The organism is Aquimarina sp. MAR_2010_214 (assembly GCF_002846555.1).
In the GTDB taxonomy this organism is placed as follows: Bacteria; Bacteroidota; Bacteroidia; order Flavobacteriales; family Flavobacteriaceae; genus Aquimarina.
This window is the reverse complement of sequence record NZ_PJMS01000001.1, coordinates 3673964-3698370: the sequence shown is the minus strand read 5'-3', so window position 1 is coordinate 3698370 and position 24407 is coordinate 3673964. Positions and strand designations below refer to the sequence as shown.

The window sequence follows — 24407 nt, the reverse complement described above, 5'->3', positions numbered from 1 at the left end:
TTGCCAGAATCATTGAAATAAAAATCGCAAAACGTATCTTTGGCAATACTTTATATTTATCTTAAAACAAAACAAATATGCTTGGTTTAAAACTGGCAACAGATCCACGTTGGGCAACTCTTGCGGAAACAAATATTGAAGAAATTTTAACCGATCACGCATGGTGTGAACAAAAAGCAGCCACAAATGCCATTACCATTATTACGTTAAATTCTGAACATACTGATTTGGTTACCGATTTATTAACTTTGGCACAAGAAGAATTACAGCATTTTGAAATGGTTCATGAAATTATTAAAAAGCGTGGTTATAAATTAGGTCGAGAACGAAAAGACAGTTATGTAAATGAACTGTTTAAATATGGTATTAAAGGTGGCAGTCGTAAGCAAAGCTTAGTTAATCGGTTGTTATTTTCAGCAATGATCGAAGCCCGAAGTTGCGAACGATTTAAGCTTCTTTCAAAAAAAATAAAAGATCCTGAACTATCAAAATTCTATCATGATTTAATGATTAGTGAAGCTGGTCATTACACCACATTTATCGGTTTTGCACGTAAATATGGAAAAGGTATTGATGTAGATAAACAATGGGAAGATTTATTAAAATTTGAAGGAGAACTTATTCAAAACTACGGCACTTCTGAAACTATACATGGATGATATTTTAGTATAATTTTTGAACTTAACATTTCTTTGAAACTTCCAATTTTAAAATCTTATTTACAATAAAGCTTTTTTTAGAATACTAATGGGGTGTAACGCTTCTCGTTGCGTCCCATCTTTTATTTGATGTCTGCAGCTAGTACCTACAGCAACAATAATAGTATTTTCGGGTGTTTTTCTAACTGACGGAAATAAGGTCTGCTCCCCTATTTGCATACTAATATCATAATGTTCTTTCTCATATCCAAAAGACCCTGCCATACCACAACATCCAGATGGGATAATAGTAACATTGAAGTTTTTAGGTAAATTTAGTATCGAAAATGTATTATGTATGCCAGATAAAGCCTTTTGATGGCAGTGCCCATGTATTTTAATTATTTTGGTATCTGTAGTAAACAAATCAGCAGTTATATTTCCTTTTTCGATTTCTGAATGCAGGAATTCATCAATCAGGAAAGTATGTGCTGCCACTGATTTTGCTTTTTCTTTATCATCAGTCAATCGTAAATATTCATCTCTAAAGGTAAGTATCGCAGAAGGTTCTAACCCGATTAGAGGAGTTTCTTCTGTAATATAATTACTGAAGGTTTCAACATTAAGATTTGCAAGAGTTTTGGCTTGTTTTAATAATCCTTTCGATATAAAAGTTCGCCCGCTTTCTTTATGATCAACTATTTTTACTTCATACTTTAATTTAACGAGTAGCTCGATAGCATCTATCCCAATTTCGGCATCGAGATGATTTGTAAATTCATCTATAAAAAAGTATACCGTTTTTATAGACCGCTCAGGTTGTATTTTTTTTATATTTTGATTACACCAACCTCTTAAGGATTGTTTGCTTAACAAAGGTAAATTTCGTTTTTTAGCAATACCCAATGTAGATTTTAAAATCCCGGATGTTAGTGCATTTGTAAAGAAAAAATTTGTTAAACCGGGAGCAATTCTCCCCATATCATTCAATCGATTACTATTAGCAAAGAGCTTTGTACGTAACGATACTCCATTTTCTTTTTGATATTGATATTCAAACTCTGCCTTCAGTGTAGCTACATCTACATTAGAGGGGCACTCACTAGAACATCCTTTACAACTTAAACAGAGGTCAAAAACTTCTTTTAATTCTCTATTATCAAATTTATTAACCTTTTCGCTATTGGTTAAAAACTCCCTCAGTGTATTTGCTCTACCTCTAGTAGTATCTTTTTCATTTTTTGTAGCTCGGTAACTGGGGCACATGGTACCTCCTTCTTCTACAGACTTACGACAATCACCACTACCATTACATTTTTCTGTAGCTCTTAGGATTCCCATCGAGTCGGTAAAATCAAAAATAGTATCTATCTCTGGTTCTTTTCTATCTATTTCATATCGTAGTTTTTGATCCATAGGATAGGCATCTATAATCTTGCCCGGGTTAAAAATAGATTTAGGATCAAATGTGTTTTTAATGCGTTCTAAAATCTTATAATTATCTTCCCCAATCATAAAAGGTATATACCCTGCTCTCACAATACCATCACCATGTTCACCACTCATAGAACCTTGATATTTCTTTACCAAAGATGCTACATCATCTGTTATTTTTTTAAATAGAATTACATCATTACTTTTTTTCAGATCCAGAATAGGTCGAAGATGAATTTCTCCTGCTCCTGCATGTGCATAATACACAGCTTGTTGATCATAAGACTTCATTAAATCAGCAAATTCTGATATATACTCCGCTAAATCAGGGATAGCAACCGCTGTATCCTCGATACAGGCAACGGCTTTCTTATCGCCAACAATATTACCTAATAATCCCAATCCTGCTTTTCTTAGCTCTAAAGCTTTATCTATTTCTTTCCTGTGTAAAATTGGATTAGCATAACTTAGCTTTGAATCATCCAGAGTTTTTAACAGGTTGTCTTTTTGTTGTTCTAAATGATCAGCATCATCTGCTCTAAGTTCCAGCATGAGAATTGCTTCAGGATCATCAACAATAAAAAAACGATTCTTCAATTGTTCGATATTGTTTTTCGTGCAATCCAAAATGGTTTTATCCATCATTTCGCAAGTAAATAGCGAATGTTGCATTACAGGCTTTACAGCTCTCATACAATCATCAATAGTTCTAAAATGCGCTGCAATCATTAACGCTTCTTCTGGCGGGAGCTCATCTAACTGCAATGTAATTTGTGTTGTAAAAGCTAATGTACCTTCACTTCCCGTAAGAAGCTTACACATATTAAAATGTGTTTTCGTTTCAAAAAACACCTCAGAATCGATTAGTTCATCAATAGCGTAACCTGTGCTGCGGCGATGGATTTCGGGTTTAGGAAAATGAGTAGCAATTTGTTGTTGAACCTCTTTAGAAGAAAGTTCGGTATAGATTTTCTTGTAGATTTCTCCTTCTAGAGTATCCAAATTTCGTTTTACCTCAAAATCATTTGATGATATTTCAGAAAAGGTAACTTCACTACCATCAGACAATATGGTTTGCAATTCTAAGACTTTATCTCTTGTAACCCCATATTGGATAGATGTAGTACCACTACTATTATTCCCTACCATTCCTCCTATCATACAACGATTAGATGTTGATGTGTTGGGGCCAAAAAATAATCCATATGGTTTCAAAAAACGATTAAGATCATCCCGTATTACTCCTGGTTGAACGGTCACCGTTTTTTTTGTTTTATCTATTGCAATTATTTTAGTAAAATATTTAGAAACATCTACCACAATACCATCTCCTACACATTGCCCTGCAAGTGAAGTCCCTGCGGTTCTGGGAATAATACCAACATTGTACTGGGATGCAAAAGCAACTATTTTTTTTACGTCTTGTATTGACTTTGGAAATGCTACTGCCAATGGGATTCTACGGTATACCGAAGCGTCTGTAGCGTATAAAGCAGTAAACAAAGTATCAAATTCTAGTTGACCTTCTAGTTGGTTTTGTAAAGATGTCAATATACTTTTATCCATCGTATGAAATATTCTTTCCTAAAGAATTTAAAGAAACCTGCCTTTTGAAATTAGTATCAAAACAAATAAAACTATCCGTTCCTGCTACTCCATCAATTTGATGTACCTGTTCATAAAGAATCTTACGTAAATGATGGTTGTCAAATGCAAAAATAAGAATGAAAATAGCATAATGCCCAGAAACATAGCTACATTCTAATATTTCTGGAATTTTTTTTAAACCATCAACTACTTCTTTTGCGTATCTAGCCTCTCGCAAACGAATACCAACATAAGATTTTGTTTTAAAACCTATCTGTTTTTCATCTACAACAAACTCAGCTTTCTTTATCACACCACGCTGCTTAAGTTTTTTAATTCTTTGATGTACTAAAGAATTAGAAATTTTTAAATTTTCTGCTATTTGAGAAAAAGGTTTCCTAGCATCTTCACGTATCTGTAATAATATCTGCTGATCTATATAATCAAAATGATTCATACTCCTAAAAAATTTAAAACACTTGCAGTCAAAATTGATAACAAAAACAAAACATTATCATTAATTTGACACAAAATTTATACAATTGGAACTAAAAATAATATATATACATACAATAATAGTCAAAAATAATAATTTTGCCTTAAATAAAAATATAATTAAAATGGATTTGACCCAATTTTTTGAAGAGCTTTGGAAACAATACACTATAAAAACCCCTTCTGCACAAAAAATTAGATCTTTATTTGAAACAGAAGGCAATACTGTTTTTAATGATCATATTGCTATACGCACTTTTAATGATCCAAGAGTAAGTATAGATGTTCTAGCAAGACCATTTATTGCAATGGGCTATGAATTTAAAGAAGAATACTATTTTAAAGCTAAAAAATTGTATGCAAAACATTTTGAACATAAGAGTAATGTTAACGCACCAAAAATCTTCATTAGTGAATTGATTCTGGAAGAGTTTTCTCTGGAACTAAATAGAGATATTCAGAATATTTTAAATGAAACAGATCAGAAAAAATTTCAGGAGGAAAACCTCATTCTAAAAGGTAGAGTTTGGGATAAACCATCCTACGAAATTTACAAAAAACTTCTCGTAGCATCAGAATATGCAGCCTGGGTATATGTCAATGGATTTTGTTCTAATCATTTCACAGTAGATGTCAACAAACTTCAAACATTTAAAGATCTATCTCAGGTAAATGAATTTCTCAAAAAGAATGGTTTTAAAATGAATACTTCTGGAGGTGAAATAAAAGGTTCTCCATCCCAGTTATTAGAGCAATCAAGTATTTTGGCCGATGTGGTCGAGGTCGAATTTGAAGAAAATGTTAAACAAATCACATCATGTTATTATGAGTTTTCTTATCGCCATAAAAATGATCAAGATGCTATTTTTAATGGATTTATAGCTGATTCTGCAGATAAGATTTTTGAGAGTACAGACATGCAGCTACAAAGCAACTAGTTTAATCTTAACAAAGATTTAGGATTTCTGTTTACAGAATAGAAGATTTATGACGTTATAGTCGAGAATAGGAAATCACTATTTACGATTATGACGAAGTATATATTATTTATAATTCCTTTTTTATTTCTTTGTACTTATAATATACAATCTCAGGAAATTTCTGAACATACTATTGGTTTACGTATAAGTGAAGGAGATGGTTTTTGGGCAGAAGCCTCATATCAAAATGCTTTAAGCTCTAAAACAAGAATGGAAATAGGACTTGGGGTTCAAGGAAAAAGAAACTATAATGCTATAAAGCTAACCGGAACATACCAATGGGTTTTTAATATAAACGAAGGTCTAAACTGGTATGTTGGACCAGGAATTGGAGGCGGATTAGTAGATTTTGATACCAATGCCACACGTAATGATGATTTAACTACCTTTGGTTTTGTAACAGGGGATATCGGTATCGAATATAATTTTGATTTTCCATTAGTGGTTTCACTGGACTTCAGACCAGAGATATACTTCGATAGCTATACTAATGATGATATCATATTTAATTTTGGGGTAAGTGCCAGATATAAATTTGATTAAAATTCTGAACTCACAGGTTTTATAAACAAAACCTTCGAAAACTCTAACCATTTATTTCATTTCTATTATAATAATCAATTAAAACTTTAAAAAATTAAAATCATGAAAAAACTTTTTTTTGTACTATCAATCATTATTTCGGTTTCACAACTACAAGCACAAGATATTCCTGAAAATGCTATAGGGATTCGATTATCAGATGGAGTTGTTGGTGATGAGGGATTTGGTCCCGAAATTACATATCAACGACAAATAATAAGTGAACATAACAGAATTGATGCCAATTTAGGTTTTAAAACAAATTCTTTTATCTCTACTTATCGTGGTGGAGTATTTTTCCATTGGACATATAATATCTGGGATAAACTAAATTGGTTTGCTGGTCCAGGTGTTGGTGCTGGGTACATAGATTTTAAAACCCGATACCTTGGTGTTGTTATTGGTGACGTAGATAGAGATGCTGAATTTTTTCCATACATAGGAGCTGATTTTGGAGTTGATTATCGTTTTGATTTTCCACTTCAAGTAGCGTTTAGTATTCGCCCAACATTTGACATCCATGACATAGATCGATCAAACGGGTTTAGAGATGTAGATAATACAGGAGTAAATGTTGGTATTTCTGCCAGATATACTTTTTAAGTACACTATCATCAAATAAAACGATACTTACTAAAAACCCGTTATCATGAATATGACAACGGGTTTTTAGTTTTATAAATAAATGATGTTATACTGCTGCCAAAGCACTCTCATACATTTTTATATAAAGAGGGATAATATTACTGATATCAAACTTCATTGCTTCTTTATATGCATTTTCTTTAAAGACTTCTAATCTCCTATCATCTTCCAGAATTCTAATTGAATTTTCTGACATATCTTTTACATCTCCTACATCACTCATATAACCAGAAACTCCATGACTATTAACTTCAGGGATCCCTCCTGCATTACTAGATATTACAGGCACCTTATTTACCATAGCTTCTAATGCTGCCAACCCAAAGCTTTCTCGTTCTGACGGAAGTAAAAACAAATCAGAAAAACACAATATCTTATCTATTTCATTACTATTACCAAAGAAAACTACTTTATCCTTTATACCAAGCTCCTTACATCTTTGTTCTGCCGGTTTACGTTCTGGCCCCTCTCCAACCATCAATAATTTTGCAGGCATCTTTTTCTGAATATTATAAAATATATCTACAACATCAGCAATACGTTTTACTGCTCTAAAATTACTAATATGAGTAACAATACGTTCTTCTGGAGTCGCCATAAGTTCACGTTGGCAATCTGTAAAACTGGTTTTTCTTTGACTTGCATCAATAAAATTAGGAACTACCTCAATATCCTTTTTGATATCAAATAAACGTAATGTGTCATCTTTAAGACTTTGAGAAACAGAAGTAACAATATCACTTTTATTAATACTAAATGTTACTGCTGGTTTATAAAAAGGATGATTTCCTACTAAGGTAATATCTGTACCATGCAATGTAGTCACCATAGGTATATAAATCCCTTCTTCTTCAAGCATTTTTTTTGCCATATATCCAGCATACGCATGCGGAATAGCATAATGAACATGAAGTACGTCTATTTTATACTTTTTAATCGTATCAACTAATTTACTAGACAATGCTAATTCGTATGGTTGATAATGAAAAAGAGGATATGTAGGTACATTTACTTCATGAAAATGAATATTCGGATTCAACAGATTGAGCCTAACAGGTTGTTTGTAGGTAATAAAATGTACTTCGTGGTTTAGTTTTGCCAAAGCAATTCCTAATTCTGTGGCCACTACCCCACTACCTCCAAAGGTAGGATAACAGACTATAGCAATTTTCATTCAAATAATTTTTCTTGTGGTACAAGGTACAAGAAAATTGATATTGGATATTGTTAAAAGAGTTGTAAAAAAAAGCAGATCATAAGCCGGATTCTGTTTCCCGATACATCGGGATCCTTATCATTTATCTAGACTAATAATTGCTTATCAGTTCAAACCGCCTACCCTCCAACATTGGGCGCACAACCCTCAAAAGCTGGTTTACATGGCGTTGCACCGTATAGAGTTTACCTGGTTTCACTACAGCATTACCTGTACATACTTTCTGCTGCACTTGTCCTCGCCTTACGACGGACGGGCGTTACCCGCTATACTGTGCTATGGTGTCCGGACTTTCCTCCCCCGAATAATCGGGAGCGATAAGGTGATCTGCTTTGTGCAAAAGTATTATAATTCTGAACTTAGAATTGAGAATTCAGAATTATTTTTTAGCTGTTAATAACTAAAGATAAAAACCGATAGCTATAATTTATTTTTTGTAAGCAATTTTTAACTTTGTAACGATGGAGCATTTTATAGTATCAGCACGTAAATACAGACCCCAGACATTTAAAGATGTTGTAGGGCAACAGGCAATTACAAATACATTGCTTAACGCTATAGAAAACAATCATCTTGCACAAGCATTATTATTTACCGGACCAAGAGGAGTAGGAAAAACTTCATGTGCCAGGATTCTGGCAAAAACAATTAATCAGGATGGAAATGAGCATCCAGATGAAGATTTTGCTTTTAATATTTTTGAACTCGATGCTGCTTCAAACAACTCTGTAGATGATATTAGAAGTCTTATCGATCAGGTACGGATTCCTCCACAAGTAGGAAAATATAAAGTATATATTATTGATGAGGTTCATATGCTTTCTCAAGCAGCTTTTAATGCTTTTTTAAAGACATTAGAAGAGCCTCCTAAACATGCTATTTTTATTCTGGCAACAACAGAAAAGCATAAGATTATACCAACCATTTTATCACGATGTCAAATATTTGATTTTAAACGCATTACAGTAACTGATGCTAAAAACCACTTAATACAAGTAGCTGCAAAAGAAGGGATTACTGCAGATGAAGATGCTTTGCAAATTATCGCTCAAAAAGCAGATGGTGCAATGCGAGATGCTTTATCAATCTTTGATAGAGTTGTTAGTTTTAGCGGGAAAAATTTAACCAGACAGGCAGTAACCGAAAATCTGAATGTATTAGATTATGAAACTTATTTTAAAACTACCGATCTAATACTTGAGAATAATATCCCACAGCTTCTAATAGAATTTAACGAAATTCTTGCCCAGGGTTTTGATGGACATCATTTTATATCTGGTCTTGCATCGCACTTTAGAGATTTATTGGTATGTAAAAATCAAGCTACTATCAATCTTCTGGAGGTAGGTCAGCAAACAAAAGCTAAATATTTAGAACAATCGCAAAAAGCTCTGCACAACTTTCTTATTAAAGGTATTGAACTAGCTAACGATTGTGATCTAAAATACAAGACCAGTCGCAATCAAAGATTGCTGGTTGAGTTATGTCTAATGCAGCTTGCCTCTATCCTTATGGATGGAGAAAAAAAAAATGACAAACCCTACATAATTCCACCTTCATATTTTAAAGAAAAAGGAATTAAGCCTGTTAAAATTTCATCTGAAGTAAAAGAAAAGGCTTTAGAAAAAACTGAAACCGAAAAACAAAACAATACACTTCCGCTAGCTGAGGAAAAACTAGAATCTTCAACTACTTCAATTCCTGAGATTACACAGGATGAGCATACAGAATCTCATATTCAAGAAGATAATTCTGAGGATACAATTACCACTGAAGCTCCTGTGGTAGTAGAGAAAAAACCAATTTCACTAAATAAAGAACGCAGAACTTCTGGATTATCACTAAGTAGTATTAAGAAGAAGAAAGAACATGAAGAAAATAAAGAAGAAGTAGTAATTGATCCTAGAAATTTACCAAAAGAAGAGTTTACAGAATCACAGATGCAAGAAGCCTGGGTAGAATATGGGAAAATACAAGACAAAAAAGGAGAGCGTATTATTGGATCTATGTTTGCTATGAATATCCCTACCCTTAACGAAGGTTCTGTATTATTAGAATTACCTAACCAATCGATGAAAGTTGATATGGAAACTGCTCAATCCGGATTATTGCAGTTTTTATTCAAAAAGTTAAAAAATTACAGTATTGAACTGAAAATCAATGTAAATGAAGAAGCTTCTAAAAAGTATGCTTTCACTCCCCAGGATAAGTATGAAAAATTAAAAGAAAAAAATCCTCTTATTGATAAGTTACGCTCTTCTTTTGATTTAGATATTTAATTTTATCTTGTCTTTAAAATTATTTGACTTTTTTAATATTCATAAAGTATTTGATCGTCTGAGTTCTTTATATTGAGTGATACTCTATTACCATCTACTTTTAGTCCAAGAATATCAAACGATATTTCTTTTGTAATATATGCATCGCATAACTCCTCATTTTTTAGAGACAACCTCAGATTCCTTTTTGGTGGGTTTGATTCCAAAATTTCTTCAGAATCAATAAGTTTAACTTCCCAGCTATCTCCACTGCATCCACTAGAACTAAAACTGATTTTCAAACAATTTTCATTTATTTTCAAGCTGTTTATTGTCAAGTTATGATTTGGTTCATCAACATATTGTTTTGAACTAATTACGGTTAATTGATCACAACTACTTATATTATTGTTATCGTCATCACTACTACAGGCTAAGAATCCGAATACTACAATTAGACCAATCAGGCTACTTTTATTCATAATATGTATTTTTTAATAAGATGAATAAAAATCTATAAGGTTGCTTCAAACAAGTAAAAATGGAAAAAATAATATTTTCTTTCGAATCTTAGTTCTATAATGAGTTACTTCATAAATTTGTAATTATTATAAAAAATTATCAGAATCATGTTAGGCCTAAAACTTCCCACAGACCCAAGATGGGTAAATATTGTAGAAAAAAATATTGAAGAGATTCTTACAGATCATGCGTACTGCGAGCAAAAAGCTACTTCTACAGCAATATCGCTTATTGTGAGCTTTCCTGAATATACAGAATTAGTGCAAGAGATGGTAAAACTGGTAAAAGAAGAAATGAGTCATTTTAAAATGGTTCATGATAAAATTATTGAACGAGGTTGGATTCTAGGTAGGGATCGAAAAGATGATTATGTGATTCAATTGATAATTTTTTTCCCAAAAGGAGGAAGTAGAACAACACAACTTGTACACCGTCTATTATATGCAGCTTTAATTGAAGCCAGAAGTTGCGAACGTTTTAAACTACTGTCTGAAGAATTAGAAGACAAAGAGCTTGCTGATTTTTACAGAAGTCTTATGGTAAGTGAGGCCAATCACTATACCATGTTTTTAAATTTCGCTCGTCAATACGGAGATCGGGAAGAAGTTGATAAAAAATGGCAGGATTTACTGACTTATGAAGCAGAGATTATGAAGAACTTAGGTACCAAGGAGACAGTACATGGGTAAATAAATACGATGATCACAAAATAGAATAAGGCTATCTATTTGATAGCCTTATTCATCATTTCACCTACAGGTTTACTATAAAAACCATAACAGTGAAAACGGGTTCTTGATATAATATTTGGTTAATAAATTGCTTAATCATTCTTAAAATGGTATAAAAGCAGATACTTTATAAAATTCGTCTGATGCACCTACATCTGTAACTAGGTTAGCTCCTGCAGAAAATCTAAATGCCATACCGTTATCAAGTTTTAATTTTACAGAACCTCCCAAATAACGATATACCTGTATATTCTTATTAACATCGTCATTTTCTAGGTTCATAAAGGCTAATTCTTCAAAAAAACCACCTAACACTAAACGATCGCTAACATTAATTCCGGGTGCTGCCCAAAAAAGAAGTAGATCTTTGGTAGAGATATCTTCTCTATCTCTTAATGATTTATAATAAGCTAAATATGCTTCTATATCAAAAATGGAGTTATGATACGCCACAAAAGTATTAGGAATTACAGCCTCTCCTATCTTTGTACCAGCAACATCTGAAAAGAATTTACCATGGGCAAATCCAACTCCTGGATTAAGAAATAATTTTCCATCCATTAGTTTAAACCCTAATCCAATACCTGTTTCTAATAATTGATCACTACCAGATTCTGGAGTTCCAAAGGAAGGATTTGTCCAGAACATACTATAAAAAGTAATATCAAATTTTTTATTCGTTTCAAAACCTCCTAAAAATAAGGTCGAAAACCCTGCAACACTGTTTTGGATAACTTTTACCGCTAATGTTGCTTTTTTCTTTTTCTCTTCTTGTCCTTGTATCGTTGAATACTGAAAACTTATTGCTATTAATAATATGATGATTTTTTTCATGATTTAGTTTCTTTAATATGTGTTTAATAATTAGTGAGCTTGAATGATTTGTTTTTGATTGGGTATAGAAAAGTCTGGGTTTCTTTTTTCTACAAAAGCCTGCATACCTTCTTTTTGATGTTCTGTAGCGAACAGTGCATGAAATGCTCTTCTTTCATAGAGTACTCCTTCGCGAAGACTCAACTCCATAGCTCTGTCTATCGTTTCTCTGGCAACCATAGCCGTTGTTTTACTATACGAAGCAATAGTTGTTGCAGCTTCTATAGATTCTTCTAATAAGGTTTCTGATGGCAGTATTCGAGATACTAGACCTGATCGTTCTGCTTCTTCTGCGTTCATTAAACGTCCGGTAAGAATCAAATCCATAGCTTTTGTTTTTCCTACCATTTTTGTTAAGCGTTGGGTCCCACCAATTCCTGGAATCACTCCCAGTTTTATTTCTGGTTGACCAAATTTTGCTGTATTAGATGCATAAATGATGTCACACATCATAGCTAATTCACATCCCCCACCTAAAGCATACCCAGATACGGCTGCAATTTTAGGAGTTCTGATTGCTGTAAAAGCTTCCCAGGCAGCAAAATAATTTTCATGAAACATATCCATATAGGATTTATGTTCCATTTCTTTTATATCTGCTCCTGCAGCAAACGCTTTTTTAGATCCTGTGATTACAAAACACCCAACACTTGGGTCTTTATCTAATTTCTGCATAACAGAAACCATTTCCAGCATCAATGCACTATTTAGTGCATTTAATGCTTTTGGGCGATTTAAGGTTATAATCACTACCCGTTTTCTTTGTTCGATTTTTATATTCATAGTTTTAATTTTTACATAGCATCTCCTATAGACTGTCCATTTTTTTAAAGACGTCTTTATTAAAATTGTTAGTTTCCGCTATATGTTGTTGTATAAAAAAGTTGAGTTTGTGTTAGTATGTATTTAAGTTTAAGAGTCCCAAATTGCCCCGTATGCCGGTATCCCCCTACTTTCCATTCCGTAGACTACTTTCCAGGTGAGTTTTTTATTAGAAATACATATTACTGCTTCTGCATCAAAATCTTTATATGCTTTGTATGCAAGTTTCACCATATCGGGTTTTCCATGCGCATCTGTATCCCATATGATAGCTTCTGGTTGTGACTCGAGAATTTCTTCTACCAATTCATCACCATACGTTTTTCTTGGATTTCGGGTTGCCCATATCAAACGAGCGGGAGTTTCTTGAGAAAAAAGATGAGGTAAACATGGCCCAATACCACTACCTGTCGCTACCCAAATGACTTTTTTAAATAGCTTATCAACATTTCCTACTCCTGCGGTAGTGATTCCTTTAACCCATAAGTATTTTGGCATATCATCAATAAGATCACCTGTCCAGTCTCCCGCCCTGGAGATCGTTAACCGAAACCCATCTCTACCAGGTTCTGGAACATTTGCAAAAGAATGCCACTCCATCAAAGGGTCTCTACTAATTGCTGTAGAGGAACCTGCAAAAGGAGTTTCTCCATAATTGAATCTTGCCAGAATAACGTGATTTGATGGTCTTGTTATATCGACTTCCACTTTTTTTAGCCTTAACCATGGTAATATTATACTAATTGTTATTAGTGTTAATGCCCAAAAACTGAAAGAGTGGAGTAAATTTTCTAAAAAGGGTTGTTCTGAACCATTCTCACTTAATATAAGCATGGTTTGCACCCAAAATAGTACTAGTGCCGTCCATCCACCAAATCGATGAGTTTTTTCGAAACTATTATGAAATTTTGCTCTTAATTTTGGCAAAGCCATAATAATCATAAAAACCAAAATTCCTGTAAGCATGGTAGTTACCCATAACAATGAAATGTCTTTAGAAGTTTCATTTTGAGGATTAAAAAAATCATAGTACAAGGATCCCATAAACACTATAAACCAAAGGGTTCCATTTACCGTTCCTCCGATATGAATTCCTCCAAAATGATATATTTTCCCAGCTCTTCTTCTTATAGACAAAGGCCAGTTTGTAGGAATACTGGTTGCTACCCAAAACAGGAAATTAATGATATATTGTTGTCTGATAAGGATTCCTATTGTAAAATTAATTAGTGTAATTTTAGATATAATATCTAGACGCATTTCTTGCTGAGACCACCAATTACCCTCCGTTACTCCATAGATCATTATTCCAATGTTTGCTATTAAAAGCAATGCAAATAAGCGATAGTAGTGCATTAACTTTTCTCCTTTCCACATTCTGCTAAATGATTTTTTTTGAGGAGGTAACTGTACTATTTCTAAATTAGGAATTTCATCATTTTCTATAGGTTTTTGATCTATTGTTATGTTTGTTGCTTTTTCTTCTTGTTCTTTTTTAAGAGGGATCAGATTCATTAATTTTGTTTTATCGATTTTACCACGGTCTGTCATAGGAAGTTCAGGCATTGCCACTACTATTGCGGGAACACAATAATATGGTAGTATTTCTCCTATTTGTTTTTTAACTTTTTCTTGATCAACATCTCCTGGACTTACAAAGGATATTAATGTTCTATTATCTATTTTTAAGGTTGCTGCTCTTTTACTATCTGGCATTTTCTCTATAATAGAGGATACAGAATCTAATTCTACTCTAAAGCCACATATTTTGACCTGATCATCAGTTCTTCCTAAATGTTCTAATTCACCATCTAAAGTCCACCTTCCTAAATCTCGTGTTCTAAACATTTTTTTACCATTACCAAGAAATGGGTCATCTACATATCTTTCACTTGTTAATTCTTGATTATTGATATACCCGTGAGTTACACAAAGACCTCCCGCCCACATTTCTCCAGCTTCACCTATGCCACAAGGTTTTAAATTTTCATCTAAAACATATACTGTGTTATTGGGTGTAGGTTTTCCTATGGTAAGTAATTCATCTGTTGGAAAAAATCGTTTTATGGTATTGACAATTGTAGTTTCGGTAGGTCCACACGAATTATGAAAGGCACAAAATAGAGACCATTTCTCTGCTAAAATTCGAGGGCAAGGTTCACCCGCTACTATAGCGACACGAACATTTTGGCAACGTGTAACATCCAATGAACTAAGAATCGTTGGTGTAGAAATCACCACATCTACTTCACTTACCGTTTCTTGAATATTTTTTCCGCGTATCACCAAGGTAGCTCCATTTGCCAGACTCCCCAGAATTTCCCATACAGACATATCAAAAGCAATACTTAAAATTTGCCCTACTTTTAATCCAGGTCTCATTCCCAAATTACCGGGTGATGTAAGGAGTATATTACAAGTATTTCCATGACTAACCTGGACTCCGTTGGGATTTCCGGTTGTTCCTGAAGTAAAAATCATATAGCAAATATCATTTTCGGTAACAGGTACACTTGACAGTATAATTTCCTCATTACTATTTGCATTTGATTTTAAGAAATCGTCTATTACGATAAGCTTATTATCATCGACTAAGGGTACTAAATCTTTAAATTCTGATAAAGTGAGTACTAAATTTATATTTGCTGATTTAATAACATACTTTAACTGCTCATCTTTGGCTAATCCAATATGCTGAGGAACATAAGCTCCTCCAGCTTTTAAGATGGCTAATATCCCAACTAACATTGGTATTGATCGTTGAACAAACAACCCTACATTATCACCTTTATGAACTCCATTTTTTATCAGTTCTAAAGCCAATAAATTGGCCTGATGGTCTAATTCTTTGTATGTGATTACTTTATCCAAATGACTAGCAGCAATAGCATTAGGATTCACCTTGGCATGAGCCTCAAATGCATGATGTATACATCTATATGGAACTCTAGTTATTGGCCCTTGACCAAATCTTTGAAAAAGATGTTGATCGGACAATGATAAATTCGCTATTGTAGACTTTATAAAAGTATCTCCTGGTACTAAAGGTATATACCCGAAAGTGTCACGTATTTCTGCTTCAGAAATAGCGTGAGAAATTGTAGTTTCCATAACAAGAATACCTTTCTAAAATGATCTACTAAATGAAATTACCTGATGTAAGGTTCTGGAAATATTATTTTTATAGAGATGATGTATTTCTCTAAAAATTGAGTTTATACGTTTCATGAGTTATGCAAATTAAGAGTTAATATTTGTTGCACCGAAATTAGAAACGCATTGAAATTATTGATATAAAAATTCTAACACTAAATCATTTATATTTTAGTTATGATTGCAATCATATTACATTTTTAGCGTAAAAAGAATGTGTGTAAATCATAATAAAAACCTTAATTATCTGTTAATAAATCTGTTTTTTAACATTTACCCAATATAAAGTCAGGAAATAATTCAATTTCAAAAAACAACCCCTATGAGCTTTGAATTATTAAATATTCTTGTGAAAAATGATCAATATAAATGCAATGTTTATTATCGGAATGAGGTTATAAAAAGTACTGGAGCATGCTCTAAGAAGATTTATCTTATTAAGAATGGAATCATGAAAATTGGTTGTTTTACTAACCAAGGAGAGGAGGCTGTTCTCATTATATTGACAAAAAACCAAGTTTTTGGTGCAAGTTCTATTTTTATAGATTTTTACTCGTATTGTATCTATGAATCTCTTAGTGAAGAAACAAAAGTGTATGAATTTGATAAAAATATCATACAAAAAACTATAAAAAAAAATCCAAATCTTTATAAAGACTTTTTGTCAATATTTGGTAAGGAATATCATGAGTATGAAAACAGAATAAAAACACTTCAAATTCAATCTGCAGAATTACGATTAATAAAAGTGCTGTTTGAATTTAAAGATAAATTTGGATATCCATACAATTCAGAAAAAATTATTATAAACTCTCCCCTTAATCAAAATGAACTATCTAATTATATCAGAGTTTCCAGAGTAACTACTAATAAAATTATTAATAAATTCAATAATGATCTTTTGCTAGAATATAGTAACAAAAGTATAATTATAAAGAAATCTTTCTTTGATGATTATAAGCAATATAACATGTAGTATTTTTTACAACTTGTAACCGAAAGAAAGTTGAATATTTCTATTACTACCCTTTGCTCCTCCAGGAATATTTTCATCATCTATAATATTAGACACACCAAAACCATATCGTAAATCAGCAAAGAAATTCTCTGTAATATTTACACCAATACCTGCAACTGCAGATAAGTTAAATGTATTAAAATCAGTTTCGCCCGAGGCGTTATCTTCCCATTCCCATATCTTGAGTCCTACCTGAGGGCCAATATGAACATTAAACAATTCTGAGAAATTATATTTAAGTAATATTGGTAGTTGAAGGTAATCTACTCTTAAGGATTCATCATCATTACCTAAAGAGGAATACTGAAATTCTGGCTGAATACTCCATTTTTGATTAATAGGAACTTCTGCTAAGAACCCTGCTACTATACCAAATCTACTATCTTTAAGGTTTTCAGGAATATCATCAGAACTTATAGAGCTTAGATTAGCTCCAAGTCTCACACCATATGAAGTCTCTTGGGCTTGAGTTTTTAAAGTAATAAACATCAATAAAATCACAGTGAATAGTACTGTTTTTTTCATAGTATAAATTATTAGGTTATTGTTCAATTTAACACAAAATAATGGATTTTTAGTAACATTTTAGGACTTAGTGAGGATTATTACCCTTTAAATATCGATAAAATACACTATTCATAGATTTCAACGATTATTTAGTTTCTCATTATACAGTGATTTTATAATCCCATCTGATAAACCTATTTTTGGGACAAAGATTTCTCTAGAACCACTCCATTTCATTGCAGAAAGATATATTCGAGTTGCTGGAATAATCACATCTGCTCTATCTTGATTTAAATTAAGTTGCCAAATTCTTTCTTCATAAGTTAAAGATTTAAGTAATTTATAATAAGAACTTAAATATAAAAAAGACAGAGGTTTACCCATTCTTTTACCACTATTCTTAAAAATATTATTAATATTTCCTCCGGATCCAATTAATGAAACTTTACCATAGTTTATGGTACTTTCTTTAATCCAATTTTCTACATCTTTCCAAATTTTATCAGATACCAAATTATTAAGAAGTCTTACGGTTCCTAATTTAAAAGATTTGGAGACAATAGTATTTCCATTATGATAAAGTGTAAATTCTGTACTACCTCCTCCAACATCTACGTATAAATATGTTGCATCTGTATTTATTAGCTCATGTAGGTCGGTCATAGCAATTATAGCAGCTTCATCTTTACCATCTATAATATCAATTTGAATGCCTGTTTCCTTTTTTATAAGGCGAGCTAATTCTTCTCCATTCTCAGCTTCGCGCATAGCAGATGTTGCACAAGCTTTATACCTAACCACTTTATGCGTTTTCATCAATAGTTGATATGCCTGCATAGCATCTATCATTCGGGTAATATTTTCTTGAGAAACCTGTCCAGACTTAAAAACATCTTCTCCTAATCGTATAGGTACCCGAACAAGGCTTGTTTTTTTAAATCTAGTAGTTTTTCCTTTCTCTTCGTGAATACTACTTATTAATAATCGTACTGCATTGGAACCTATATCTATAGCTCCATATTTTTCTATAGTTAACAAAATAATTAATTTCCAAGTTTTTTTAAATAATAATCGTATGTTTCTTTTTGAGATCTTACTTTCTCCTTATCGTTTTTAATGTACACATTATCTTGCTCTTTAGAAAATCTTCTGGCTTTTACATTATCATTCCAACAAATATCAAAAGTATCCATTAATTCTAATTTGATATCTTCATCATAGATAGGGCAAGAAATCTCTACTCTTCTATCTAAATTACGTGTCATCCAATCTGCAGACGAAATATATACTTTGGGATCTCCTCCATTCTGAAATATAAATAATCGAGTATGTTCTAAGAATTTATCTATCACACTAATTGCTCTTATATTTTCGCTCATTCCCGGGATACCAGGTATTAAACAACAAATACCACGAATAATCAGATCTATTTTTACTCCCGCTCTACTTGCTTCATATAGCTTATCTATCATATCATAATCACTCAAGCTATTCAATTTCAATTTAATCCCTGCTGGCTTGCCTTCTTTTACATTACTAATCTCCTTTTCTATTAGTTTTACCAGAGATGATCTGGTGTAATGTGGAGAAACCAATAAGTGCTTGTAGCGGTTTATTTTATAATTTATTTCAAAGAATTTAAAAACTCTATTAGTTTCCTTTAAAATAGACTCATTGGTCGTAAACAGTGTATAATCGGTATAGATTTTTGCTGTAGATTCATTAAAATTACCTGTACTTATAAAACCATACCTTTTAAGTTTTCCTTTTTCTTCTCGTTCAATTATACATGCTTTACAATGTACTTTAAGTCCAGTAACTCCAAAAATCAGATGTATCCCTTCTCTTTGCATTTGCTCGGCATAACGAATATTTGCAGCTTCATCAAAACGAGCTTGTAATTCTATTTGTACAGTAACATTTTTACCATTTTTGGCTGCGTTTATAAGCGAGCTGGCAATGTGAGATATATTTGCCAATCTATATATCGTAATTTTAATACTTTTTACTTTTGGATCAATTGCAGATTCTCGTAAAAATTTTACTGTATATGAAAAAGTGTGGTAAGGTGTGTATTGCAGAAAATCTTTTTCAGCAATCTTATTTAATAAACTTCCTTGCAAAACAAGACCAGGTATAGCTAAGGGTTTAATGGACTGATATACTAAATTAGCAGCACCCAAATCTGGAAAATTCATATAATCTCTACGATTATGATACCTTCCTCCGGGAATAATACTATCTGTATTATCTACATCCATTTTTTCCATTAAAAAATCAAGAGTATCTTTTTCTATAGTTTTATCATAGACAAACCGAACTGGTTCTCCATCACGGCGAGATCTTACACTACTTGATATTTTTTGAATAAAACTCTTACTCAGATCATTATCAAAATCCAACTGCGCATCTCGCGTAATTTTAATCATATGAGCCGATGCCCTTGTATAATCAAAAATACTAAAGTTAATATGCATACAATATCTAATCAAATCATCAAGAATGATAATAAATTGTTTTCCGTCTTTTTCGGGAAGTACAACAAATCGATCTGTATTCTTTGGTATCTCGATTAATGCATATATTTTTTCTTTGGTTGTTTGTTGTAATATTTTGGAAATTCGACCTTCTTTAGGAATTTTATCTCTTAAAACCAGTTTTACTGCTAAGTAAGCTACACTATCTTTTAGATGTGGAAATTTTTCTAGATCGTTAAGGATGTAGGTAACTAAGGCAGGACTTACCTTACTTACAAAATAATTACGAATAAAAGCATCTTGATCTGGTGTAACCTGCTTTTCATCGATAATAAAAATATTATGATTTTTAAGTTCAATCCTAATATTATCAATGGTTTTAAGGCTTTCTGCTTGCTGTTTGATAACTATATTTGTAATTTTTTCTAATAGCTCTTTTGCGGTGGTACCTTTAAGAAAATTCTTTCCATCTTTTCCTGCTAGGTCTATTCGTTTAATGGTAGCATATCTTACCTTAAAAAACTCATCCAGATTATTTGAAAATATCCCAATAAAACGTAATCTTTCTAACAGTGGAACCGTATCGTCTGAAGCTTCTTGTAACACTCTTGCATTAAACTGAAGCCAGCTCAATTCTCTATTAACGTATTGATTTTTAATATTTTCTGTCATTATCTTAAAGATTTAGGGAAAATCGTTAATAAGTTTTTTCCTACAGAAATATTTTTCCATGAATCTACTTCAAATTCTATAGCAACTACTCCTGCAGTTGGTAAGTTATCTATATGCTGATCTCCATAAAGATTAGCAATTGAAGTAAAAGCGTGATTATGCCCAAATATCATTAAAGAATTAATGTCATCTTCGCAATTTTTTATAACATCAATAACTTGACTCCCTTCAAAATCATAAAGATCTGGTTCTAAAGAAAATACCGCTTCAGGAACATTCAGATAACTTATGATAATTTTTGCAGTACTATGTGCCCTTTTAGCTGGGCTACATAAAACTTTATCAATTGACCCCACTAGTGTTTTCAAATGTTCTCCTACTAATCCAGCATCTCTTATACCTCTATCATTAAGAGGTCTTTTATCGTCTGACACATCAAACTCCCAAGAAGATTTTGCATGTCTTATTATATATAAAGTTTTCATGAATCTGATACTATTTTAGCAAAAATGAAGTTATTTAATACAAGTTTAAGGATTCGTTTTAACAAATCTTAATATAAGGATATAAAATATCATTTTTTGTAGAATTATGAGTAAGATTAACTCTCTTATTTATATCACTCATGTTTGTCAAATATTTAATACAAAAATAACAGACAAGACAGCTAAAATAATGAAAATGAACGTGATAATCTTCTGATTTTAATCGGTAAAAATGGTATTTACATCGAAAACATCATTTTTTTTACACAAAATCAAATGTTAAAATATAAATTTACATACGGTTTTCCCTTAAATCAGAGTGTTTCCCCTCCAAACATTATGAGCACAAATTTATCATAATATAGTAGGATTATAAAAATCAAAAAAGGTGGAAAAAGTAATTACTATAACAAGAAATCTTAAATGGTTTCAAAATACATATATACTTATACTCATATGCTGTATTGGTTCTACAATCACATATGGTCAAGTAGAGGTACCTCTTAAAAAACGTACTGCATTAACTCTTAAAGGAGATTTTAAATTTGTATCCAATACTGTTCTCGGTAAAGTTAGTAATGATGATGGGTCTGGTATATTCGACCCCAACAAGAGTTATAATGATGGCGGATTAAACAATCAATTTAAAATGGGTTTTATTGATATTGATAATGATCCTACAACTTTTAATTCAAGTAGTGCAGATTTGAATATTGATTCTAATTGTAATGCTATCAAACATGTTGGTTTATATTGGACTGCCGCTTATGCAGATGATAATAGACAACATGATATTACGTCAATAAAAATAAAATATCCGGGTCAAAAGCAATATTCTATAATTAGTGAGGGGCAAATAATTCATGATTACTATAAAGATAGTGAATCCTTGTTCCAGCAATACTCATGCTATAAGGATATCACTAAGGATGTTTTAAATTTGAAAGATCCGTTAGGCACATATACAGTCGCTAATATCCCTGCTACCACTTCTTCTGTAAATGATGATGATACTTTGGGTAATGGGCTTGCAGGTGGATGGACAATGGTTGTTATTTATGAAGACGATACTAAGCCAAGAAAAAAGTTTTATGTATATGACGGTTTTGTTAATATTGATTCTAAAGCTAAACCTGTAGCATTTTCATTCAACAATTTTCAAACTATCCCTAATGGAGCTGTTCATGGAAAAATTGGTGTAATTGCTTATGAAGGTGATAAAGGAATTATTGGAGATCGTTTTCAGGTAATGTCAAATGAGACCAACAGATACAAAAGTCTTGCAGATGGTATTAATCCAATGAATAATTTCTTTAATGCCAATATCACCGAAAATGGAAAAAATGTAAAATCCAGAGTGCCCGCAAGTCAAAATACGTTGGGATATGATGCTGATTTATTTGACATTAAGAATGTAAGAAATAGTATTATAGGTAATAACCAGACAGAAGCTAAATTTAGATTATCGACAAATAATGATGGATATTCTGTTATGGCTGTTGCTTTTAGTGTAGAAATATACGAACCAGCAATTCATATTGTAAAAAGATCAAAATATACAGCTAGTAATCAATACATTCACCCAGACGACGTTTTGGCTCCAAAACAAGAAATAACATATAACCTTACTATTTATAACGATGGTAATGATGACGCTAAAAACACTATAATTAAAGATGTTTTGCCAAAAAATGTGATCTTTTCTGAAAAAACATTGGTTTTGCCTACAAAAAGAGTGAAGGTGAAATATGATAAAACGTCCCGTACATTAAATTTTATTGTACCTAATAAAATGGTAAGAACAGATAGTGAACCATTTAAGATTAGTTATAATGTTATTGTAGATACCGGATGTGAATCAATCAACACAATTGATGACATCCTGGTCGTAGATCAGCCAGTTACTGCTGAATTTAATGGAACTCTAAATGAAACAATAAAATACTCCAAGGGGTATAATCATATAAATTCTTGTAAGCTTCCAGATTACTATCAATTCAAATTAGCTATTGATATTAGCTCTTTAAATTGTCCTAATGCCAATCGCCTGGTTTCTATTCCTAAAAAGAAAATGAATAGTCAATTTGCTGTAGTAATACCAGGTGAAATTGATAAATCAGATAAATCTAATAATACAGAAAGTGGAGGCATAACTTCAGGAGATATTGTAAAGTCTAATGATACTCCTGAATCATCTCTAAAATCGGATATAAAACTAAGTAAAACAATAAATGATCTGATAAACCTAAATGAAATCTATTTTGATTTTGACAAATGGGATATTACAAAAAAAGCAGAAACTGAACTTGATAAAGTGGTAGAAATCATGAATAATGATTACCCAAATATGGTAATTAAGATAGAAACACATTCTGACAGTCGTGGCGGAGAAAATTACAACCTAACTCTTTCTCAAAAAAGAGCTGAATCAATATATAACTATCTATTAAGTAAAAATATTTCTAAAAACAGGATTCTTTCCTACGTTGGATTTGGAGAAACCAGACCCGTGAATAATTGCAAAGATGGAGAAGATTGTTCTGAAGATCAATACCAAAAGAACAGACGTTCTAGTTTTGTAATTATGTAACTTTTTTCATGGAGATAATCTTTCAATCTCCCAATTCTTTTTTTGATCAGAAAAACGAATACGGTCATGTAATCGATTAGCTCTACCCTGCCAAAATTCAAATTCAATAGGTTTTATACAATACCCCCCCAAGATTTGGGTTTAGGTATTTCTTTATCTTCATACTCTTTTTCTAAAGATTGTAATCGCTTTTCTAATGTTTCTCTTGATTTGACAACTTCGCTCTGATCAGATGCCAAAGCTCCTAATTGACTTCCTCTTGGGCGAGATAAGAAATAACGAATACTCTCTTTTTCCTCTATCTTTTGCGCAATACCTTTAACAATGACCTGCCGCTCCAAGTTAGGCCAAAAAAAAGAAATACATACTTTACTATTATTAGCTATAGCTTTCCCCTTTTCTGAAGAATAATTCGTGTAAAACACAAAACCATCCTCATCAAAGTGCTTTAACAATACTATTCTAGCTTTTGGAAAACCATCTAAACCTGTAGTAGTAATAGTCATTGCATTAGTCTCATCGACTCCACCCGCTTCTTCTACTTCTGCAAACCAATTAGAGAAAAGTTTAAAAGGAGAATCTGGAAGGTTCCCTTCTTCCAAAAAACTTTTTTCGTACGACTTTCTATATGCTGTAAGATCTCTATTCATTACCTCAAATTATTATGCAATTTACCTATTTTTAAAATACAGAAAACAATAATAAACAGATAATTTTTATCT

The 24407-nt window shown here is 32.1% G+C and carries 19 protein-coding genes, 1 other RNA gene and 1 pseudogene; 8 read left to right on the top strand and 13 right to left on the bottom strand.

All coding sequences use genetic code 11. From position 1 onward, the window contains the following. Positions 1–77 precede the first annotated feature (77 nt). Positions 78–659 carry a tRNA-(ms[2]io[6]A)-hydroxylase gene (locus ATE84_RS15865; RefSeq protein WP_101448892.1) on the top strand — a complete coding sequence of 194 codons (582 nt, stop codon included), beginning with the start codon at positions 78–80 and terminating at the stop codon, positions 657–659. Between the two features lie 60 nt (positions 660–719). Here the strand turns inward: ATE84_RS15865 and ATE84_RS15860 are convergent, their stop codons facing one another. Continuing rightward, entirely contained in the window at positions 720–3638 is a 2919-nt protein-coding gene (locus tag ATE84_RS15860; protein WP_101448891.1) for an FAD-binding and (Fe-S)-binding domain-containing protein, read from the bottom strand. Further along, positions 3631–4116 (bottom strand): Lrp/AsnC family transcriptional regulator, encoded by a 486-nt coding sequence (locus ATE84_RS15855; protein ID WP_101448890.1) that lies wholly within the window; start codon positions 4114–4116, stop codon positions 3631–3633. Before ATE84_RS15855 ends, ATE84_RS15860 begins: the two co-directional genes overlap by 8 nt. 163 nt (positions 4117–4279) lie before the next feature. Here ATE84_RS15855 and ATE84_RS15850 point away from each other — a divergent pair, with 163 nt between their 5' ends. The 3 genes from ATE84_RS15850 to ATE84_RS15840 all read left to right on the top strand — a co-directional run bounded on the left by ATE84_RS15850 (position 4280) and on the right by ATE84_RS15840 (position 6319). Further along, a complete protein-coding gene (locus ATE84_RS15850; RefSeq protein ID WP_101448889.1) occupies positions 4280–5092 on the top strand; it encodes a DUF1338 domain-containing protein in 813 nt (270 codons plus the stop codon). A 90-nt stretch (positions 5093–5182) separates the two neighbouring features. Further along, the gene (locus ATE84_RS15845; protein WP_101448888.1) at positions 5183–5677 is read left to right on the top strand and encodes an outer membrane beta-barrel protein; all 495 of its coding nucleotides are present in this window, start codon (positions 5183–5185) and stop codon (positions 5675–5677) included. A 102-nt stretch (positions 5678–5779) separates the two neighbouring features. Further along, complete coding sequence (locus tag ATE84_RS15840; RefSeq protein WP_101448887.1) at positions 5780–6319, top strand: hypothetical protein; 540 nt, start codon at positions 5780–5782, stop codon at positions 6317–6319. 88 nt (positions 6320–6407) lie between these two features. Here ATE84_RS15840 and bshA read toward each other — a convergent pair whose 3' ends face one another. Then, on the bottom strand, positions 6408–7535 hold the full coding sequence (gene bshA, locus ATE84_RS15835; protein ID WP_101448886.1) for an N-acetyl-alpha-D-glucosaminyl L-malate synthase BshA: 1128 nt from the start codon (positions 7533–7535) through the stop codon (positions 6408–6410). 67 nt (positions 7536–7602) lie between these two features. After that, positions 7603–7911: RNase P RNA component class A (gene rnpB, locus ATE84_RS15830), an RNA gene on the bottom strand. A 127-nt stretch (positions 7912–8038) separates the two neighbouring features. Here rnpB and ATE84_RS15825 point away from each other — a divergent pair. Beyond that, positions 8039–9856 (top strand): DNA polymerase III subunit gamma/tau, encoded by a 1818-nt coding sequence (locus ATE84_RS15825; RefSeq protein ID WP_101448885.1) that lies wholly within the window; start codon positions 8039–8041, stop codon positions 9854–9856. A 32-nt stretch (positions 9857–9888) separates the two neighbouring features. On the opposite strand, the gene ATE84_RS15820 is transcribed toward ATE84_RS15825, so the two are convergent. Then, entirely contained in the window at positions 9889–10317 is a 429-nt protein-coding gene (locus ATE84_RS15820) for a hypothetical protein (protein ID WP_101448884.1), read from the bottom strand. A 147-nt stretch (positions 10318–10464) separates the two neighbouring features. Here ATE84_RS15820 and ATE84_RS15815 point away from each other — a divergent pair, with 147 nt between their 5' ends. After that, entirely contained in the window at positions 10465–11046 is a 582-nt protein-coding gene (locus ATE84_RS15815; RefSeq protein WP_101448883.1) for a tRNA-(ms[2]io[6]A)-hydroxylase, read from the top strand. Positions 11047–11190: 144 nt separating this feature from the next. Here ATE84_RS15815 and ATE84_RS15810 read toward each other — a convergent pair whose 3' ends face one another. The 3 genes from ATE84_RS15810 to ATE84_RS26480 all read right to left on the bottom strand — a co-directional run bounded on the left by ATE84_RS15810 (position 11191) and on the right by ATE84_RS26480 (position 15894). Beyond that, positions 11191–11922, bottom strand: a complete 732-nt coding sequence (locus ATE84_RS15810) for a DUF6733 family protein (RefSeq protein ID WP_101448882.1) — start codon at positions 11920–11922, stop codon at positions 11191–11193. A 30-nt stretch (positions 11923–11952) separates the two neighbouring features. Next, on the bottom strand, positions 11953–12744 hold the full coding sequence (locus ATE84_RS15805) for an enoyl-CoA hydratase (protein WP_101448881.1): 792 nt from the start codon (positions 12742–12744) through the stop codon (positions 11953–11955). 129 nt (positions 12745–12873) lie between these two features. Beyond that, positions 12874–15894, bottom strand: coding sequence for an amino acid adenylation domain-containing protein (locus ATE84_RS26480; RefSeq protein WP_199176885.1), 3021 nt, complete (start codon positions 15892–15894; stop codon positions 12874–12876). Between the two features lie 364 nt (positions 15895–16258). Between ATE84_RS26480 and ATE84_RS15790 the strand changes: the two genes are divergently transcribed. Continuing rightward, a complete protein-coding gene (locus ATE84_RS15790; RefSeq protein ID WP_101448880.1) occupies positions 16259–16912 on the top strand; it encodes a Crp/Fnr family transcriptional regulator in 654 nt (217 codons plus the stop codon). Positions 16913–16918: 6 nt separating this feature from the next. Here the strand turns inward: ATE84_RS15790 and ATE84_RS15785 are convergent, their stop codons facing one another. From ATE84_RS15785 to ATE84_RS15770, 4 genes are all read right to left on the bottom strand, one after another. Continuing rightward, entirely contained in the window at positions 16919–17479 is a 561-nt protein-coding gene (locus ATE84_RS15785) for a porin family protein (protein ID WP_101448879.1), read from the bottom strand. Between the two features lie 120 nt (positions 17480–17599). Continuing rightward, entirely contained in the window at positions 17600–18499 is a 900-nt protein-coding gene (locus tag ATE84_RS15780) for an exopolyphosphatase (RefSeq protein WP_101448878.1), read from the bottom strand. Positions 18500–18504: 5 nt separating this feature from the next. Continuing rightward, positions 18505–20610, bottom strand: a complete 2106-nt coding sequence (gene ppk1, locus ATE84_RS15775) for a polyphosphate kinase 1 (RefSeq protein WP_101448877.1) — start codon at positions 20608–20610, stop codon at positions 18505–18507. After that, the gene (locus ATE84_RS15770) at positions 20610–21095 is read right to left on the bottom strand and encodes a histidine phosphatase family protein (protein WP_101448876.1); all 486 of its coding nucleotides are present in this window, start codon (positions 21093–21095) and stop codon (positions 20610–20612) included. Before ATE84_RS15770 ends, ppk1 begins: the two co-directional genes overlap by 1 nt. Before the next feature lie 388 nt (positions 21096–21483). Here ATE84_RS15770 and ATE84_RS15765 point away from each other — a divergent pair, with 388 nt between their 5' ends. Further along, positions 21484–23685, top strand: a complete 2202-nt coding sequence (locus ATE84_RS15765; RefSeq protein WP_101448875.1) for an OmpA family protein — start codon at positions 21484–21486, stop codon at positions 23683–23685. A 6-nt stretch (positions 23686–23691) separates the two neighbouring features. Here ATE84_RS15765 and pdxH read toward each other — a convergent pair. Then, a pseudogene (pdxH, locus tag ATE84_RS15760) lies at positions 23692–24335 on the bottom strand (pyridoxamine 5'-phosphate oxidase). Positions 24336–24407: the final 72 nt, after the last annotated feature.

Bases quoted from the DNA above. Each gene is read 5' to 3' on its own strand.
- ATE84_RS15865 (WP_101448892.1), top strand. From the start codon at position 78: ATGCTTGGTTTAAAACTGGCAACAGATCCACGTTGGGCAACTCTTGCG.
- ATE84_RS15860 (WP_101448891.1), bottom strand. From the start codon at position 3,638: ATGGATAAAAGTATATTGACATCTTTACAAAACCAACTAGAAGGTCAA.
- ATE84_RS15855 (WP_101448890.1), bottom strand. From the start codon at position 4,116: ATGAATCATTTTGATTATATAGATCAGCAGATATTATTACAGATACGT.
- ATE84_RS15850 (WP_101448889.1), top strand. From the start codon at position 4,280: ATGGATTTGACCCAATTTTTTGAAGAGCTTTGGAAACAATACACTATA.
- ATE84_RS15845 (WP_101448888.1), top strand. From the start codon at position 5,183: ATGACGAAGTATATATTATTTATAATTCCTTTTTTATTTCTTTGTACT.
- ATE84_RS15840 (WP_101448887.1), top strand. From the start codon at position 5,780: ATGAAAAAACTTTTTTTTGTACTATCAATCATTATTTCGGTTTCACAA.
- bshA (WP_101448886.1), bottom strand. From the start codon at position 7,535: ATGAAAATTGCTATAGTCTGTTATCCTACCTTTGGAGGTAGTGGGGTA.
- ATE84_RS15825 (WP_101448885.1), top strand. From the start codon at position 8,039: ATGGAGCATTTTATAGTATCAGCACGTAAATACAGACCCCAGACATTT.
- ATE84_RS15820 (WP_101448884.1), bottom strand. From the start codon at position 10,317: ATGAATAAAAGTAGCCTGATTGGTCTAATTGTAGTATTCGGATTCTTA.
- ATE84_RS15815 (WP_101448883.1), top strand. From the start codon at position 10,465: ATGTTAGGCCTAAAACTTCCCACAGACCCAAGATGGGTAAATATTGTA.
- ATE84_RS15810 (WP_101448882.1), bottom strand. From the start codon at position 11,922: ATGAAAAAAATCATCATATTATTAATAGCAATAAGTTTTCAGTATTCA.
- ATE84_RS15805 (WP_101448881.1), bottom strand. From the start codon at position 12,744: ATGAATATAAAAATCGAACAAAGAAAACGGGTAGTGATTATAACCTTA.
- ATE84_RS26480 (WP_199176885.1), bottom strand. From the start codon at position 15,894: ATGGAAACTACAATTTCTCACGCTATTTCTGAAGCAGAAATACGTGAC.
- ATE84_RS15790 (WP_101448880.1), top strand. From the start codon at position 16,259: ATGAGCTTTGAATTATTAAATATTCTTGTGAAAAATGATCAATATAAA.
- ATE84_RS15785 (WP_101448879.1), bottom strand. From the start codon at position 17,479: ATGAAAAAAACAGTACTATTCACTGTGATTTTATTGATGTTTATTACT.
- ppk1 (WP_101448877.1), bottom strand. From the start codon at position 20,610: ATGACAGAAAATATTAAAAATCAATACGTTAATAGAGAATTGAGCTGG.
- ATE84_RS15770 (WP_101448876.1), bottom strand. From the start codon at position 21,095: ATGAAAACTTTATATATAATAAGACATGCAAAATCTTCTTGGGAGTTT.